General features: G+C 40.2%; 20 protein-coding genes. 7 read left to right on the top strand and 13 right to left on the bottom strand.

Going from position 1 to position 16,753, the window contains the following annotated elements; genetic code table 11:
- Positions 1-62 precede the first annotated feature (62 nt).
- Positions 63-1,106 carry a M20/M25/M40 family metallo-hydrolase gene (locus tag MUO14_RS04420; protein WP_396265833.1) on the bottom strand — a complete coding sequence of 348 codons (1,044 nt, stop codon included), beginning with the start codon at positions 1,104-1,106 and terminating at the stop codon, positions 63-65.
- 152 nt (positions 1,107-1,258) lie between these two features.
- On the opposite strand from MUO14_RS04420, the gene MUO14_RS04425 reads away from it, so the two are divergent.
- Positions 1,259-1,813 carry a thioredoxin family protein gene (locus tag MUO14_RS04425; protein ID WP_244753860.1) on the top strand — a complete coding sequence of 185 codons (555 nt, stop codon included), beginning with the start codon at positions 1,259-1,261 and terminating at the stop codon, positions 1,811-1,813.
- Positions 1,814-1,904: 91 nt separating this feature from the next.
- Complete coding sequence (locus MUO14_RS04430; protein WP_244753861.1) at positions 1,905-2,903, top strand: potassium channel family protein; 999 nt, start codon at positions 1,905-1,907, stop codon at positions 2,901-2,903.
- On the opposite strand, the gene MUO14_RS04435 is transcribed toward MUO14_RS04430, so the two are convergent.
- From MUO14_RS04435 to MUO14_RS04445, 3 genes are all read right to left on the bottom strand, one after another.
- Positions 2,880-3,302: a YugN-like family protein gene (locus tag MUO14_RS04435; RefSeq protein WP_244753862.1), complete on the bottom strand. Its 423-nt coding sequence runs from the start codon at positions 3,300-3,302 to the stop codon at positions 2,880-2,882. The genes MUO14_RS04430 and MUO14_RS04435 overlap by 24 nt on opposite strands.
- A 99-nt stretch (positions 3,303-3,401) precedes the next feature.
- The gene (locus tag MUO14_RS04440) at positions 3,402-4,748 is read right to left on the bottom strand and encodes a glucose-6-phosphate isomerase (RefSeq protein WP_244753863.1); all 1,347 of its coding nucleotides are present in this window, start codon (positions 4,746-4,748) and stop codon (positions 3,402-3,404) included.
- 144 nt (positions 4,749-4,892) lie between these two features.
- Positions 4,893-6,059, bottom strand: a complete 1,167-nt coding sequence (locus tag MUO14_RS04445; protein WP_244753864.1) for an iron-containing alcohol dehydrogenase — start codon at positions 6,057-6,059, stop codon at positions 4,893-4,895.
- A gap of 150 nt (positions 6,060-6,209) precedes the next feature.
- Between MUO14_RS04445 and MUO14_RS04450 the strand changes: the two genes are divergently transcribed.
- Positions 6,210-6,449: a DUF378 domain-containing protein gene (locus tag MUO14_RS04450; protein ID WP_244753865.1), complete on the top strand. Its 240-nt coding sequence runs from the start codon at positions 6,210-6,212 to the stop codon at positions 6,447-6,449.
- 137 nt (positions 6,450-6,586) lie between these two features.
- Here MUO14_RS04450 and yugI read toward each other — a convergent pair whose 3' ends face one another.
- Entirely contained in the window at positions 6,587-6,973 is a 387-nt protein-coding gene (yugI, locus tag MUO14_RS04455; RefSeq protein WP_244753866.1) for a S1 domain-containing post-transcriptional regulator GSP13, read from the bottom strand.
- Between the two features lie 330 nt (positions 6,974-7,303).
- Here yugI and MUO14_RS04460 point away from each other — a divergent pair, with 330 nt between their 5' ends.
- Positions 7,304-8,473: a MalY/PatB family protein gene (locus MUO14_RS04460; protein ID WP_244753867.1), complete on the top strand. Its 1,170-nt coding sequence runs from the start codon at positions 7,304-7,306 to the stop codon at positions 8,471-8,473.
- A gap of 32 nt (positions 8,474-8,505) precedes the next feature.
- Here the strand turns inward: MUO14_RS04460 and MUO14_RS04465 are convergent, their stop codons facing one another.
- Both MUO14_RS04465 and MUO14_RS04470 read right to left on the bottom strand, forming a co-directional pair.
- Positions 8,506-9,075 carry a superoxide dismutase family protein gene (locus tag MUO14_RS04465; RefSeq protein ID WP_244753868.1) on the bottom strand — a complete coding sequence of 190 codons (570 nt, stop codon included), beginning with the start codon at positions 9,073-9,075 and terminating at the stop codon, positions 8,506-8,508.
- Positions 9,076-9,365: 290 nt separating this feature from the next.
- Entirely contained in the window at positions 9,366-9,551 is a 186-nt protein-coding gene (locus MUO14_RS04470; RefSeq protein ID WP_244753869.1) for a hypothetical protein, read from the bottom strand.
- Positions 9,552-9,833: 282 nt separating this feature from the next.
- On the opposite strand from MUO14_RS04470, the gene MUO14_RS04475 reads away from it, so the two are divergent.
- Positions 9,834-10,217: a kinase-associated lipoprotein KapB gene (locus MUO14_RS04475; RefSeq protein WP_244753870.1), complete on the top strand. Its 384-nt coding sequence runs from the start codon at positions 9,834-9,836 to the stop codon at positions 10,215-10,217.
- Between the two features lie 29 nt (positions 10,218-10,246).
- Here MUO14_RS04475 and MUO14_RS04480 read toward each other — a convergent pair whose 3' ends face one another.
- On the bottom strand, positions 10,247-11,425 hold the full coding sequence (locus MUO14_RS04480; RefSeq protein ID WP_244753871.1) for a cation:proton antiporter: 1,179 nt from the start codon (positions 11,423-11,425) through the stop codon (positions 10,247-10,249).
- Positions 11,426-11,431: 6 nt separating this feature from the next.
- Positions 11,432-11,920, bottom strand: coding sequence for a cation:proton antiporter regulatory subunit (locus tag MUO14_RS04485; RefSeq protein ID WP_244753872.1), 489 nt, complete (start codon positions 11,918-11,920; stop codon positions 11,432-11,434).
- 376 nt (positions 11,921-12,296) lie between these two features.
- Here MUO14_RS04485 and deoD point away from each other — a divergent pair, with 376 nt between their 5' ends.
- Positions 12,297-13,007, top strand: a complete 711-nt coding sequence (gene deoD / locus MUO14_RS04490) for a purine-nucleoside phosphorylase (RefSeq protein ID WP_244753873.1) — start codon at positions 12,297-12,299, stop codon at positions 13,005-13,007.
- A gap of 44 nt (positions 13,008-13,051) precedes the next feature.
- Here the strand turns inward: deoD and MUO14_RS04495 are convergent, their stop codons facing one another.
- Positions 13,052-13,201 (bottom strand): DUF2642 domain-containing protein, encoded by a 150-nt coding sequence (locus MUO14_RS04495; RefSeq protein WP_244753874.1) that lies wholly within the window; start codon positions 13,199-13,201, stop codon positions 13,052-13,054.
- A gap of 209 nt (positions 13,202-13,410) precedes the next feature.
- Complete coding sequence (locus tag MUO14_RS04500) at positions 13,411-14,895, bottom strand: leucyl aminopeptidase (protein ID WP_244753875.1); 1,485 nt, start codon at positions 14,893-14,895, stop codon at positions 13,411-13,413.
- Between the two features lie 169 nt (positions 14,896-15,064).
- Between MUO14_RS04500 and MUO14_RS04505 the strand changes: the two genes are divergently transcribed.
- Positions 15,065-15,541 (top strand): divergent PAP2 family protein, encoded by a 477-nt coding sequence (locus MUO14_RS04505; protein ID WP_244753876.1) that lies wholly within the window; start codon positions 15,065-15,067, stop codon positions 15,539-15,541.
- A gap of 46 nt (positions 15,542-15,587) precedes the next feature.
- On the opposite strand, the gene MUO14_RS04510 is transcribed toward MUO14_RS04505, so the two are convergent.
- Both MUO14_RS04510 and MUO14_RS04515 read right to left on the bottom strand, forming a co-directional pair.
- Positions 15,588-16,268 carry a 3D domain-containing protein gene (locus tag MUO14_RS04510; RefSeq protein WP_244753877.1) on the bottom strand — a complete coding sequence of 227 codons (681 nt, stop codon included), beginning with the start codon at positions 16,266-16,268 and terminating at the stop codon, positions 15,588-15,590.
- An 89-nt stretch (positions 16,269-16,357) separates the two neighbouring features.
- Entirely contained in the window at positions 16,358-16,675 is a 318-nt protein-coding gene (locus tag MUO14_RS04515; RefSeq protein WP_244753878.1) for a YuiB family protein, read from the bottom strand.
- Positions 16,676-16,753 lie beyond the last annotated feature (78 nt).

Below are 16,753 nucleotides of genomic sequence, written 5' to 3' on the forward strand. Positions count from 1 at the left end.
TTTTTACTAGAAAACATTACACATAAAAAAGAGCTCTAGCCTCAGCCAAAGCTCTTTTTTCATTACTCGTCTAAAGGGTTTAAGCTTTCATTTCCTGTCATGTTTGTAATCATCTCAACTAATAAGTCAATCTCTTCCTCTATATCTTTTATACTGACTGTCTCAACTGGTGAATGCATATAACGTAATGGCAGGGAGACGAGGCTCACTGGCACCCCTCGCCCCGTCACGCGCATACGGTCAGCATCTGTCCCTGTCATTCTAGGAGTAAGTTCATACTGGAGATCCATATTTAACGTTTGGGCACTTTTCTCAAGTAGCTGATTAATTTTACGATTAATCGGCGCCCCTTTAGCAAGGACAGGTCCTCCACCTAAACGGATATCACCATATTTATTTTTATTTACTCCTGGATAGTCTGTTGAAAAGGTGACGTCACAAGCAATCGCCATCTTAGGCTCAATTCCGGCTGCTGCGAAATAAGCACCACCCATATTTGTTTCTTCATTGACCGTGCTGGCACCATAGACGCCTACTTTAAGATCCTTTTGAGACAGTTTTCGTAAGACCTCGCCAACAATAAATTGACCTGTTCGGTTATCAAGACCTCTTCCAGAAATATATTGATCCATAAGTACTTCCGGATTACGTTTATAAACGGCCAAATCACCGATTTGAACAAGATTTTCTATATCTTCCTTTGACTTGACCCCACAATCAATAAATAGATCTTCTAAACCAAAATCATCCTTTAAACCACCATGATGCTGGGCATTGACCCCAATCACACCTGTAAGAGTTTTGTGATTACCGAGAACAGTCACTTTCATGCCAACCGCGGCTTTTGGATTTATTCCGCCCATTTTGTCAAAATGAAGATAACCTTGCTCATCTATCCGATTGATCACGAGAGCTATTTCATCACAGTGTCCGGCAAGCAGTATTTTACATTCCGCTTCAGGATTCAATACGGCAATCAGGTTTCCGGCGTGGTCTGTTCGTATTTCATCTACATATGACTCCATTTCCTTCATCCATCGCTTCTGTATTTGCATTTCCATACTTGAGGGTGATGGGGTTTGTAATAACTCTAATAAAAAATCCATTCGGTTTTTGTCCACGGTACGATTCCTCCTATTTAATTTAACTAGTATCTGTGTAAAATTATACCACTGTCCAGTCTTTTTATAAAAATGTGCATACTTCTAAGAAGGTTCGGGAAAATGAACGTGTATGTGTAGAAAAGGAGAGGAATGCAATGAACTTGAACGAATGGTTTAACAAAGGTATAACCGCCCAGGAATATGTTGATTCTATGGAACAACATCAGGAGGGCTTTGTTCGAATATATGAACACTTCACAGTCCCATCAGAAGACGAGCCATTTTTTACACAATTACAAAATAAAAACTTGCGCGCTATCGCCATTACGGAAGATTGGTGTGGGGATGCAATGTTGAATCTACCGGTATTTTTACGTTTGGCTGAAGCAGGCGGTATCGCCACCCATTTTCTACATCGTGATGAAAACCTTGGACTAATGGATCAATACTTAACCAATGGGTCCGCACGCTCGATCCCAAAGATTATAATCATTGACGACCAGGGAAAGGAGTGGTTGAATTGGGGACCCAGGGCACCGGAGTTGCAGGAATTTATCGACAATGCAATGGCCAATCTGCCTCCTAAAGACGCAGCTGATTTTCAGGAAAAGCAACAGGAATTATTTCAATTTGTTACAAAGGCTTATCGTGATAATGGAGATTTCCATTCATTTGTATATCAGGACCTGAAAAAAACTTTAGCACAATAGTCGTTAAAGCGTGCCTAACCAGGCATGCTTTTTTTATGTTTGAATCCTTATTCTTAAAGCCATACTAAATATAAAAAGGGGATTTTTGGCCATGCAGCAATGGATTCGGTTCTATTTTCAGCTTCCCGTGCTCATACGATTGTTATCTATCGCTTTAGTAACTATGCTATTCTTTGGCATGGCGATCCATCTCATCGAACCGAAAAACTTTCCGACATTCTTCGATGGGGTATGGTGGGCTTTTGTAACAGGAGCTACTGTCGGCTACGGTGATTACGTTCCGTTAAGCGTAGGAGGCAGGATCATAGCCATCATGTTAATTTTAACGGGCGGTGGACTTATTACATTTTATATGGTTACATTATCCTCTGCTACCGTGAAACATGAAAAGGATCTATCAAAAGGAAAAGTCCGCTTTAAAGGAAATTCGCACATCGTTTTATTAGGCTGGAATGAGCGAACACGGCAACTAATAGATATGATGAGAAAAGATGATATTGAAGATAAAATTGTTTTAATAGATGAGACAATGAATCAACTTTATGAAAAGTTATCAAATGTTCATTTTGTAAAAGGGGATCCGACCAGCGAGGAAATCCTCGATAAAGCCAATGTATGCGGGGCTAGAATGGCTGTTGTCACGGCGAATCCCTCCAAGAAGGAACAACAATCTGATCAAGCTGTCATTCATCAGCTTGTGGCTTTAAAAGGCCACCATCCCAATTTATTTATTATCGCCGAAGTATTGACAGAGCGCCAAAAAATCAATGCTGAAAGAGCAGGGGCCAATACGGTGATTCGCTCCAATGATTTTATGAGCAGTTTATTCTATCATGAGCTTTATCGAAAAGACCCTCTGCAACCCTTCCAGTTATTCCTGAATTTACTTACGGCTCGTCAGTTTCATGAAGAAAAAGTCTCTTCTTCCTTAGCTGGTGTCTCGATGATTAAAGTCCTGGAACATTATTTAGCTCAAGGCTCTCAAGTGATAGGAGTCAAAACGGGCGACACAATTTCTTTTAATATTGACACTCATACAACACTAACGGAAGATGATTATTTAGTTCTATTTACTCCCTTTAGAGAGTAGAGCCTGTTCGGCTTGTTGAAGTATTTCTTGACCTGCCTGAATATGTTCTTCTGGAAAATTTGCATCCTTATCTTTAGGTGTCTGAAATTGATCAATTGATGCACGAAAGTTTCCTTCTCGTACATGATCATCGATTCCGTCTTGATAAACATGGGCAAGTAAATATGGCTCGTTCATTTTCACTGTGGCAGGGTTTGAAGGTGAATCCAATGTCCCTTCGACGACAGAAAATGGAATTCTCAGAAATAGATATCCATTTTCATCACCGAGCTTATAATCAAAATAACCATGCTCATAATCCCAATTGTCCGAAAAGTTAAAGCCAATTGGGCGAAGATTCTGCTCAAGCTCATGCAAATCAAATAATTCATCTGTAAGTTGAGAAGATAAACTAATCACAAACATTCACTCCTTTTAAGCTTATCCTACCCAAATAAAACCACCTCAGGTCATCCATTTTCTGGATGACCTGAGGTGGTAATTAAAGTAATTCCATTATTACAGGCGCTTTTCTAGGTCTTGTTTTTGTTGTTCAAACCCTGGTTTACCTAGCAAGGCGAACATATTTTTCTTGTAGGCTTCTACTCCTGGCTGATCAAATGGGTTTACTCCAAGAATATAGCCACTGATTGCACACGCTTTTTCAAAGAAATAGGCAAGGTAACCAAATGTAAATGCGTCACGCTTAGGTATGTGAACGATTAAGTTGGGAACTTGGCCGTCTGTGTGAGCAAGCATTGTGCCTTGATAGGCCTTCTCGTTTACTTCATCGACTGTTTTTCCCGCTAAGTAGTTAAGTCCATCTAAATTTTGCTCATCCTCTTCAATCGTGTAATCAGACGTAGGTTCCTCTACATGTAAAATTGTTTCAAATAGATCACGACGACCATCCTGAACATACTGACCTAAAGAATGTAGATCTGTTGAGAAATTTGCGGAACTTGGAAAAATTCCTTTGTGATCCTTCCCTTCACTCTCCCCAAACAGTTGCTTCCACCACTCCGACAAATACTGAAGTGAGGGTTCATAATTAATCATCATTTCAATCGTTTTTCCCTTACTATACAATGCATTCCTTACTGCTGCATATTGATAGGCAGGATTTTCTGAAAGGCGATCAGAACTTAACTCTTCTCGGCTGGCTTGAGCACCCTTCATCATTTCTTCAATATCAATTCCACTTGCCGCAATCGGTAATAGGCCTACAGCCGTAAGTACAGAATAACGTCCACCTACATCATCTGGAACGACAAAGGACTCGTACCCCTGCTCGTTTGCTAACGTCTTCAACGCACCCTTTTCTTTGTCTGTGGTTGCATAGATACGCTTTTGTGCTTCTTCCCGACCATATTTTTCTTCTAAGAACTTACGGAAGATACGAAAGGCAATCGCCGGTTCCGTCGTTGTCCCACTTTTTGAAATGACATTGACGGATACATCTTTATCCTTCAATACATCAAATAATTCATTAATATAAGGGGCACTTACACTATTGCCAACAAAAAAGACTTGAGGTGTTTTCCTGTGTTCCTGGGATAATTCATTGTAGAAACTATGATTAAGCATCTCAATTGCTGCCCGCGCACCTAAGTAGGATCCACCAATACCAACTACAAGCAGAACATCTGAATCACTCTTGATTTTTTCTGCTGCCTGCTTAATTCGAGAAAATTCGTCTTTGTCATAGTCTACAGGCAAATCTATCCACCCGAGAAAGTCATTTCCGGCACCTGTTTTTTCATGAAGTGCCTTATGGGCTAAAGATACAGCTCCTTGCATATAGTCAAGCTCATGTTCATTAAAGAACGGCAACGCTTTTTCATAATCAAATCGAACGTGTGTCATGTAAATTCCTCCAAAAATCATCATTAAATTAAACCAATCCATTTTCACTTTATCGGAACATTTTAAGCAAATCAAGTAAGCCCATAAATGTAAACGTATTCATTAAAAAAAGAAGCACAGAGCAGTCTGTACTTCTTTTCTAGCTTATTTAGACATTTCTAAGATTTTCTGAACATCTTGACCTTCAAGTTTGCTAAAATTACCAAAAGCCCCTCGTTTCATTGCACGATCAACGATCATATCAAACTTCTGATCGTCGATATCGTAGTCAGCCAATGATTTAGGAGCGCCTATCGATGTCCAAAAGCTTCGTAGTGCTTCAACACCTTCTTCAGCTATCTCACGGCTTGATTTCCCTGCTGGATCCACTGCGAACACTTTGACAGCCATTCGCACGAACCGATCCTCATTCACTTCCAAATTATGTTTCATCCAGTTTGGGAAAAGGATCGCAAGTCCACCTGCATGAGGAATATCATAAACCGCAGAAATCGCATGCTCAATATTATGACTTGCCCAGTCACCTCGATATCCCATTTGCAGCATACCATTCAAAGCTATGGTGCCTGCATATAAAATGGTTTCACGATGCTCGTACGATTCGAGATCATCGAGTAACTTAGGTGCTGTATGAATAACTGTACGTAAAACGCCTTCAACCATCTCATCTTGAACAGGGGATTGGGTTAGGTTGTGGAAATACTGCTCGAATAAATGGCTCATCATGTCAACAATGCCATAGATCGTCTGATCAAGAGGAACAGTCAACGTATTTTGCGGATCCAAAATGGAGAACATTGGAAATGTATATGGTGGATAACCCCAGCCATATTTTTCATTCGTTTCCCAATTTGTGATCACAGAGCCTGCGTTCATCTCAGAACCTGTAGCAGCTAATGTAAGTACAGTACCAAAAGGTAGCGCCCCATCTGGTGTCGCTTTACGAGTGACTAAATCCCATGCGTCGCCTTCGTACTTAGCACCTGCCGCAATTGTTTTTGTGCAGTCAATGACACTACCGCCCCCAACAGCAAGAAGAAAATCAATGTTTTCTTCTTTACAAAGATTAATGCCTTCTCTAACTGTACTCAGCTTGGGGTTAGGATCTACACCGGAAAGCTCATGAACTGTCACATTCGCCTTACTAAGCTCTTTGATTACACTATCATATAAACCATTTTTTTTAATGCTTCCGCCTCCATAGACGATAAGGACATTTGTTACACCTTCAGGAAGTTGCTCTAACAATTGTTCAACCTGGTTTTTACCAAAAATTAATTTCGTTGGATTATGAAACGTAAATGCATCCATTTATAATTTTCTCTCCTCTTCAATAACGATTATCTCTCAGTTCATCATTATGTCTTATATATAATGATTTCTCAAAAGAAATGCAACATACATATTTTCTCTACTTATGCTCAAGCTATAAATGTTTAATCAAAGAAGGAGGGTGAAAACATGAACACAATACAACGTATTGCCCTATTGCTTACCATCATTGGAGCGATAAACTGGGGACTAATTGGATTGTTCCAATTCGACCTTGTTGCTGCTTTATTTGGCGGTGGAGAACAAAGTGGAGCATTTGCGCGGATTATCTATTCACTTGTTGGAATTAGTGGTCTTATTACCATTTCCCTTTATTTCTCACGTGCAGCAGAGCATCATGAAGCTACCGAAGCAGAACCCAGCAAGTAACCAGTAATTTTTAAAGAAAAATTCAACATAAAAACCCGGCTTGGAGAGCCGGGTTTTTGCTGGTTTTAAAACAGTTCAAGGATAATATCTAATTAACAGGACTTTCTTCCTGAAACGAAAAGCCTGCTGTCGCTTTTCTACTTACGAAATTTTTCACGATCATCAGACTGTTTAATCCAGTCTTCTAATTTATCCTTCAGTGTGTTAAATCCTGCAGAAGCATCCTCCTGTTGTTGTTTTGGTGCTGCTTGCTTACGAGGACGAGGCTCTTTCTTAGGTGCTTCCTGTGTCGCACGAATAGAAAGAGAGTATTTATTACTTTTTTCATCAATGTTTAGAATTTTAACTTGAACTTCATCACCTTCAGAAAGATGCTCGTTAATATCCTTAACATAACCATGAGTTACTTCAGAGATATGCACTAGTCCTTGTACTTGCTCATCAAGTGCAACGAAAGCACCGTATGGCTGAATACCTGTTACCTTACCTTCTAATACTTGACCTTCTTGAAACTTATCTGACATGCTATACAACTCCTGATATATATTATTCGTTTCTTTTCACGCAATTACTGATTTTATCATACATGATCACAATAAGCAAAACCTTCATTCTTAAGCTATCAATCTATTTTCTGTTGATTTGATTTAAGAAATAATATAAAAAATAGGTTTAAAGAGTGCTCAAAATGGAAATAGTTATTACCGTAAGACTTTCTCGTATTCCCCCTGTGTTAGCAAAGCGGACCGTCCGCTTTGCTTTTTTTGTTCATTTCCCCAACCCTCATTATTTCTATCTTTTACTTAATTTCGTTATGATGTATATAGATGTTAACCAAAGGAGCGATGATAACGATGAGTCGTTTTTCAGAAATAACAACAAGGAAAGGGACTAGATCCGTAAAATGGGATTTGGCTGAAGAACTATATAACGATCCAGATGTGCTCCCAATGTGGGTAGCAGATATGGATTTCAAAACACCAGAACGTGTCATAAATGCCTTGACAAGTCGGGTTAAACACGGAATATTTGGTTACACCATGCCAGATGATGAACTGAAATCTACCATCCTCAATTGGCTTGAGCAACGCCATAACTGGAAAATTGATAAGGATTGGATCACTTACAGCCCTGGTGTTATACCAAGTCTGCATATGGCCGTACAGTCCTTAACTTCTCAGGAGGAGGCAATATTAATTCAAACACCGGTCTACCCTCCTTTTTACAGTGTAGTCAAAGACCATCATCGTACACTAGTAACCAATCCTTTAGTATTTAAAAATGAATCGTATTCGATCGACTTTGACGACTTCGAAGCTAAAATAAAAGATCATAATGTTAAACTCTTTATTCTATGTAATCCCCATAATCCAGTTGGAAGAGTGTGGACTCGCGAAGAACTTGTACGTATGAACAATATTTGTCTTGAACACGGCGTGACAGTACTTTCAGATGAAATTCACGCTGATTTAGTATTCAGTGAATACACGCATATACCTATTGCCGCACTGTCAAAACAAGCGAGCGATAATACAGTCACTTGCCTATCTCCGACAAAAACATTTAATTTAGCCGGGCTGCAAGCCTCTTATCTCGTCACTAAGAATGAAGAAACACGCAAGAAATTAACAGCCTACTTTAACAAGCAAGGCATGTTTATGCTTAATACACTAGGAATCGTAGCTCTTGAGTCAGCCTATCAACAAGGTGAGGAGTGGCTTGAAGAGTTAATTAAAACACTTGAATTTAATCGAAATTACGTTACAGAGCGACTCCACACAGAAACAGACGTTTTACGTGTAATTCCTGCAGAGGGTACCTACCTACTGTGGATTGACTGTCGCATGCTTAACCTCTCCCAATCTGACCTTAAATTATTTATGCAACAACAAGCAAAGGTAGGTCTCAATGATGGAGCCTCCTTTGGAGAAGAAGGGAAAGGTTTTATGCGAATGAACATCGCCGCACCAAAAGAACTTATTGAAAAAGGCGTGTCTAGAATTATTCAAGCTGCCCAAAAATAAACCATATCCCCCTTCCGCATAGTTAGAGGGGGCTATTCTTCCTGTTTTTTATTTAATTCTGTAGGATCACTTGCTTTAGACTTTTCACTGTTTAAGGTAATCTCAGCACAAGCAACCCGATCCCCAGAGTCCCCTGAAGGTTGAGACATGCCGTCATCTGGTCCACTATGAATGACAAGAGACGTTCCCTCTTTTCTTAATAAAGAGGTTTGCCCATCTTTTAATGTAGCTTCTGCTAGCATCAGCTTAGCATCTGCCATCCCGCCTGCCTCAGCATCAATATTTGGTAAATCACCAATATGTGCACCTTTCTGATTCATTAATCCATGCTTTTTTTGTGTCGGATTAAAATGATTCCCTGCACTTTTAAAGTCAGGTCCCTCACACTTTGGAAACTCATGGACATGGATCCCATGCGGCCCCGCTTCCAGCCCCTCTGCCTTTACCTTTACCTCAACACCACCAGACTGTTCAATGAGTGTCACTGTTCCTATACGATCACCTTCCTGATTAAAAAGTGCCGATTCTAAAGGTGAACGTTTTTCTCCGCATCCTGTAATCGTTAATAAAGTGGTGAGTACCCCTATTAGAACAAATTTCATATTGAACGTCCTTTCCAAAACCGTAATCATACACCTAGCTTCCCCAACAAAACGATGATTTATAATTAGAAAAGCGTAGAGGCGGGTTTAAACCTGAATTAGTTGAAGTTCGGCTAAGAATAGAACGCCCTCTGCCCCTCATCCTGTGGGCCCAAGCTGAGCACTACAGTGAAGTAAGAATTAAAGGATGTTCAGTTAAATTCGGCATGTCCTGTGTTAAGTTCGGGACACTGACCCCTTATTTCTGCAAACAAAAACAACACCTGAGAAATGATCTCAAGTGCTGCCCCTCAATGATCGTGATGCTGTTTATTTTGCGTCTCATATGAAGTATAGTCTGTTCGTTCCTCTTCTTTACGTGAAGCTTTAATGATAAAGTACATCGTAACAAAAGCAGCCACGACAAATACTAATAATGTAAGCACCGCGGGAATATATTCAGTCTTATCCTCAGGAAAATAAAGAAATTCCATCATAAGAGCACCACATCCTTCCTTTTACATCCCTATTATAACAAATGACTCCATACTTAAGCAGGTCTTCACCATTTTTCCACATAATCAAACTTTGATATAATAGAGGATGTTCAAAAAGTCACCAAATGATAAACGGCGAATGTCTTCGTTGCTCTGTTTTTCCGGTCCTCACGTATGAAAAGCATACGGCTTGCGGTCCTCAAAACTTTCGTGCCTCGAACTTCTTGTTTCTAATTTGGCAACTTTTGAACACGCACTAATAGTGAAAAAGGAGGCATTCATATGACAGAACTTCAAAATGGAGCGATCGTTAAAGTCCACTATAAATCAGGTATCTACATAGGTGAGCTTATGGAAGATCGGAATCAAAATTACTTAGTAAAAATACTCGCGGTAGATAAACACCCTATGCAAGGGGACCTTCACAACCCCGGTCAAACAGAAGATGTATTTTTTCATCAAAGGAAAGCGTTAAGTTTTCAAGAGAAAGCGAATATTCATAAACAAGCAGTCCATCCATATGAAGAGGAAGATATACCTGATTACCATACCTCACTGAGACACTCTGTGGAAAAGTTGAAGAACAAGCTAACGCGGCGTGACACTGATTTTAATCAACACGCCTTAGACCAATTGATCGATCTCGAAAAGCAATACTTCGGTTAAAAAACAGGCTCAGGTTCATGAGCCTGTTTTTAACTGCCGGGCACTTTAAGATCCTTTTTCTTTTTCTGTGGCTTCCCGTAAATTTTCGTTACTATCTTGGGTGCCCGTTCAAATAAAACCATCCCTATGAATGCAGCAACTAGAATATAAAGTCCGCTAAACGCTTTTAGTACACCTGTTGCTACACCCGCGATTACCACGGAGAATTCCCCCCTTGAGCAAATGGACAACCCTGCTCGCAATGAGGCACGCTTAGGTAATCCGTATAATGGTCCGCCAACAATGCCGACCAACACTTTTGCGACAATCGACCAAATGAGCACGACAGCAAGCAACCCTGCCATTGGCACACCATTTCCTAAATCGATGGTTGTCCCAAAATAGACAAAAAACGTCGGCAGCATTAAATCTCGTATAGGAAAAGTAGTTTGTTCGACCTTTTCAATTTTCCCAATTTCAGCGAGCATCATTCCTGCTAAGAATGCACCTAATACCTCTGAAAGTCCAAGATATAGTGCTAATCCACCATAAGAGAGTGCAATACCCGTTAACAAAGCAATCTTAAAATCCTCATCTGCTATTCGATCAAGGAACGTCTCAATTCGTTTAAATACTGTTTTTCCTAAAATAATGGCGGCTAAAGTTAAGCCTACGATCTTCCCAGTTATAGCAAGAAAGGAGAGCGTAGTAAAGGTCTCTCCAGAACTGACCCCAAATAATATAGCCACAACAATCGGAGCAACAAGATCCTCGAAAATAAGTATACCTAGAATATATTCCGTTTCTATGTTAGCCATTCGTCCCCGGTCATCCAGCAGTTTAGCTGTAATCGATGAGCTTGTTGCATAAGCGATTCCACCGATTAAAAAACTAGAAAATAGATCAAGGTTAAATAAGAGTGCAATACACGTGGTGACCCCTAAGCTTAAGAATAGATCAAGCAATCCCGAAGGCCAAATCTTTTTAGCAATGCCTCCAAGCCGTTTCACATTAAATTCCAGGCCCAATAAGAAAAATAAGAGGACAATCCCTATTTCACTTGCAAAATGAAGCAGTTCATTTCCCCCAAGACTCCCAGCAAGGACAATACCTAATAAAATATAAAGAATGACACTCGGGACTTTAATTTTTATACTTAAAAAACCTAGATAAAAAATAGCAATTAAAATCAGCCCTGCACCCAGCAGTGCAGGAAATTCAGTGTGCACTAATGATCAGCCCTTTCCATTGCACAAATCAGTGAAGCTATCGATCTGCTCCTGCTTACCAATGGTCATAATGACATCTCCTGGAAATAGTTGCGTGTCGGCTTCGGGGATGGCAATGGTTTCGTCTCCCTTAATGATACCAATAATTGTCACACCTGTCTTGTTTCTGATCTCAGATTCCTCGATGGTTTGATGGGTAATTGGGGAAGCTTCCTTCAATTCAATCCAATCGATCACTATTTGGTTTTTAAACATTTTCAGTTTATTTGTATCAACTGGCTGATACGTTGCGCCAAGTAATTGTGCGCCAAGCTCTCTCGTTTCATCTGATGTTAAGTCCATGGCAAAATCAGCTTCTTCACTATCTGCTTCGTCGAAAAAGTAAAGCTCACGTTTACCTGTATGATGTACGATCAGTACAAGCATACTATCCTCTGCGGTCTTCAAAGTAATCTTTTGACCAATACCCGGCAATTGTGAAACAGAAATATTCATGCAATGTCCACTCCCTTTTTTCCCGTAAAAAATTTACTTGTTAGTATCTTACTTTTTAATGTTTTGATTATCAATTTAAGAGGATGTTCAAAAAGTCACCAAATGATAAACGGCGAATTTCTTCGTTTCTCGGTTTTTCCGGTCCTCACGTATGAAAGGCATACGCTGTGGTCCTCAAAACTTTCGCGCCTCGAACTTCTTGTTTCTCATTCGTCAACTTTTTGAACACACACTTTAACAAATTAATCTAATAAGTTTCACCCGATTCCATTGTAATCTTATCAATAATAGTCCTGCCAATCTAGACCCTAGTTTGTTTTCTCTTACCTAATATGGTAATTTAAAATAGTTAAATGTTTATAAGGAGGTTATACTAATGAGTGTACATATTGGTGCCAAACCCGGAGATATTGCTGATAAGATTCTATTACCTGGAGATCCATTAAGAGCAAAATATATTGCCGAGAATTTCCTTGAAGATGCAACATGCTACAACGAAGTGCGCGGGATGTATGGTTATACTGGAACATATAAAGGGGAACGCATTTCTGTGCAGGGAACAGGGATGGGCGTCCCGTCTATTTCCATTTATATTAATGAACTGATGGAAAGTTATGATGTTCAAAAGTTAATCCGTGTGGGTACATGTGGTGCCCTGCAAAAAGACGTAAAGGTACGCGACGTTATTTTGGCCTCCACATCTACAACAGATTCTCAAATGAACCGTATGGTATTTAATGGAATTGATTTTGCGCCCACTGCTGATTTTGAACTTTTGAAAAATGCCTATGATGCTGGTGTAAATAAAGGCCTTAAGCTGCGTGTCGGTAATGTCTTTACAAGTGACAGCTTCTACCGTGAAAATGCGATGGATCTTTTTAACCTATTAGCTAAATATAATGTTTTAGCCGTTGAAATGGAAACAACAGCATTATATACGCTTGCAGCTAAGTTCAATCGCCAAGCGCTTTCAGTTCTCACCGTCAGCGACCACATTTTAACAGGTGAAGAAACATCCTCAGAAGAACGTCAGACGACCTTTAATGAGATGATCGAAGTAGCCTTAGAAGCTGCGATTCAAGACTAATGCAGTGGTCTTTTCGTTACAAGCCCGCCTAGAGTGGGCTTTTTTTATTCCTTCCTAAAATGAATGATATCTTGAATCTGAATAACGTACACAGCATCCTTTATCCCCATCCAGATGTGATCATTATTCACAGCTCCAAGTCTTCCCTTCACTGTACCAGTTATCGTATAAACGAGGAGCATTGTACCTGTCATTTTCTTTAACAGTCCCCAATGGGCGCTTCCTTTGGATGAGGGAATAGCAGCTTCAATGACCCACTGATTCTCAACTCCTATTAAGCCTCCCCCTCTAGTTTATACCTGTTGTCTGTCCATAGTTTGTGTCAACATCTATAAAACGAAAAGCAGCCTCAAATTGTAATCAATTTGAGACTGCTTTAAAATAAATTAGAACTAAGCTAAACCTATCTTGTTAAAATGTAATTAGCCAGCGTTCGAGACATTACACCTGTTGGACCTTTTGGCCCCAAGTCATGCGCTGTTTCAGAAGCAGATGTTCCAGCAATATCTAAATGAACCCATGGAGTATCTTCTGCAAATTCCCCAACAAATGCACCGCCCATAATAGGATGCGCCTTACGTGTAGGAGAGTTATTCAAGTCAGCGATCGAACTTTTCCTTACTTGTGCTTGGTAGTCCTCATTGTAAGGAAGCTGCCATATTGGCTCCCCCACTTTCTCACCACTGCTTTGCACCGTTTTAAAAAAGTCTTCATTGTTCGTTAATGCCCCTGTCATCCACGAACCTAATGCTGTCACCATGCCGCCGGTTAATGTTGCAACGTTGATGATTCGCACAGCGTTGAGTTCCTTCGCATATGTCACCCCGTCTGCAAGGGCTAGCCTGCCTTCAGCATCCGTGTTTAATACTTCAATCGTTCTTCCACTCAATGATGTAATCACGTCGTCAGGCTTAAATGCTGATCCCGAGATCATATTATCTGTTGAAGGAATGACGGCTAACACATTCTGTTTCGGCTTTAGGCGGCCAATTGTTTCCATCGCCCCAAGTACTGCCGCTGCACCACCCATATCGCCTTTCATTCCAGGCATTCCTGTTTTAGATTTTATCGAGTAGCCGCCGGTATCATATGTAATACCTTTCCCTACAAATGCGGTCACATCTGTCCATTCTTCAAGTCCCTGATACTTCAATACAATCATTTTGGGTGGCTCTGCTGATCCCTGATTTACAGCCAGCAATGCCCCCATCCCAAGTTCCTCCATCTGCTCTTTCTCCAGAATTTCAGCAGTAAAGCCATGCTTTTCAGCCAAATCCACTGCATATTTAGCCATACGCGTAGATGTAAGCATATTTGCTGGAAGATGAACTAGGTGACGCGCTGAGTTCACACCTTTACTAAGAGCAATCCCCTTTTCCAAAGAGCCGAGCAACCCTTCCTTATTTTCATCAGAAATTAGGGTAATTGAATCAAATGATGCAGGTCTCTGCGTTTGATTACGTTTATAGCTTGCCAACTGATAGGTAGCTGTTCCCATAGCCTCAGAAATGACCTCTGCACATTCTTCATCTGAAAGTCCTTCCGAGCGAAAACTATCCAGAGCAATGGACAGTTGAGCGATTTTGTCTGCTTGAATCTGTTTAAATAACTTTCCAAAGGCCTTCTTTAGCCGTATGCGGTGGAGTTGAGATTTCTTTCCGAGACCCAGAAAGTAAACACGCTTTACTGGCAGCTGGCCAGAAGATAAATATTTAGATACGTGCTTATACTCAGTAGAAATGTCACCTTCCTTGACGTATGTATCCACTTGACCTGAGGAATGCTCATTCAGTGAATTATAGATTATCTGATGGTGTAAATTCTCTTCAAATAAACCGACAACAAGTGTGTGATCCTGATCGAATAATGTTTTTCGAATCGTAAACATCGTAAACACCTCCATTTCTAAGTATACTAAAAAATGGAGAGAAATACTTCTGCAAGCCTTCCCTTTTAAAGGACTTATGAAAGCGACATATGATACAATACCAATAATACTTTATCAGGCTTTCTATCCTATGTAGCCTGCAATGCACGAAAGGATGTCTTTAAGCCGTATGGATTTACTACATAATTTTCCTCTATGGGCGTCACTTGCCGCCATACTTTTTGCTCAAACTATCAAAATTCCGATTCAATTCATTGCCTCAAGAAAATTCGATGCTGGACTTGCTTTCAGCACTGGAGGGATGCCAAGCAGCCATTCAGCCGCAGTTGCAGCCCTTGCGACAAGTGTAGGCGTAGATCAGGGCTTGGATTCTCCTATATTTGCCATTGCTTGTGTATTTTCAATTATCGTTATGTTCGACTCAACAGGAGTACGAAGACAAACGGGTGAACAGGCTATTATGTTAAATATATTATTAAACGACTTTCACCGTTTCGTCGGCGAGGCTAAAGAATGGAGCAATAAGGGAGAGTTCCAAAAGAAGGAAGAGCTAAAAGAGCTTTTAGGACATCGGCCAATCGAAGTCTTTTTCGGAGCATTGACGGGCATTGGTCTCACCTTGGTTTTGAATGCCCTTATCTATTAAAAAACTAACAAACCGGCCTGCATACTGCAAGACCGGTTTTTGTTGCTTATTCTTTTAGTATTTGTGTACGAAACACTTGTAATGCTTCATTTTTATTGAGTAAAGCCAGATCCTCTTCTGTAAGCGTTCCATCGCCTTCCTTAACGACATAAACCTCTACTGACTTCTTACCCCAATGCTCATAAACATCATCGACTGTAGGATAGTATAAATCAATTTTATTACCTTGTATCGCCGAACCTTTATCCGCAACAACGCCATACCCATAATTCGGAATGAACAGAATGGTTCCAATTGGATAGACCGATAGATCTGCTGCTATAGTAGAATATAAATCTCTTTTTACACTTACGCCTGAATAAGTTATGCCGTATTGAGGATGTTCTGGTGTTTTTCCAGTTGATTCGTAACCTGCCGTATACCCTGTTGCCATAACCGTGTTACTTGGGTACTGTGAAACATCAATCGCATCCAGCAACGATTTTGGCGCTTCCACGGTAGACGTAGATACATAGCGCTTCTGTGCTTTTTTTACTTTAAGTGATTTACTTTCAAGACTTGTTCCTCTTTCCTTCATCACTGCTCCTTCTAAAGCTGATGCTTTTTCATTACTGTATAACCAATTGTCTACGTCTTTCAACGTCATATTTGTTATGTTTACCAAGGTAAAATAGACGCCTACAGCGAATAATGTTACAAAAATAATAGTACGTAAATGTTTTATCATGAATATCACCTCACGATGTCATCATGTCCAACATTTACCTTAACTATACAAAAAACCACGATGTCAAAGAACGACACCGTGGTCTGACATTAAAACATTTGATAGCCAAGCTTCCTTAATAACCTGATTACAATCCCCGCTGTAATCGTACCTGCAAACCCACACGCAAGTACAACAATATCAACAACCTGCAGATTGGCAAGCCGTTCAAAAACTGTTTGAAAAGCTGATGAAGTTTCAGTAAAGTAATGACTTATTTCAAAGTTATCTACGATCAGCAGTACGATAACTGGATAGACAACGGCCATGACCCAGGAAGTCCTCAAAATCATATTTATTAAAAAGCCAATACCAAAAAATAGCACAAAAAACAGAAGCATGGAAACAACAAACTGAACAATATTCAAAATAAATCCTCCTAATTAAGAAAAGCGGAAGCGCCCGGGTAGACACGACCAGCATAAGTGGAGCGGCGCAGCGGGGTG

This window comes from Halobacillus shinanisalinarum (genome assembly GCF_022919835.1).
Classification (GTDB): domain Bacteria; phylum Bacillota; class Bacilli; order Bacillales; family Halobacillaceae; genus Halobacillus_A; species Halobacillus_A shinanisalinarum.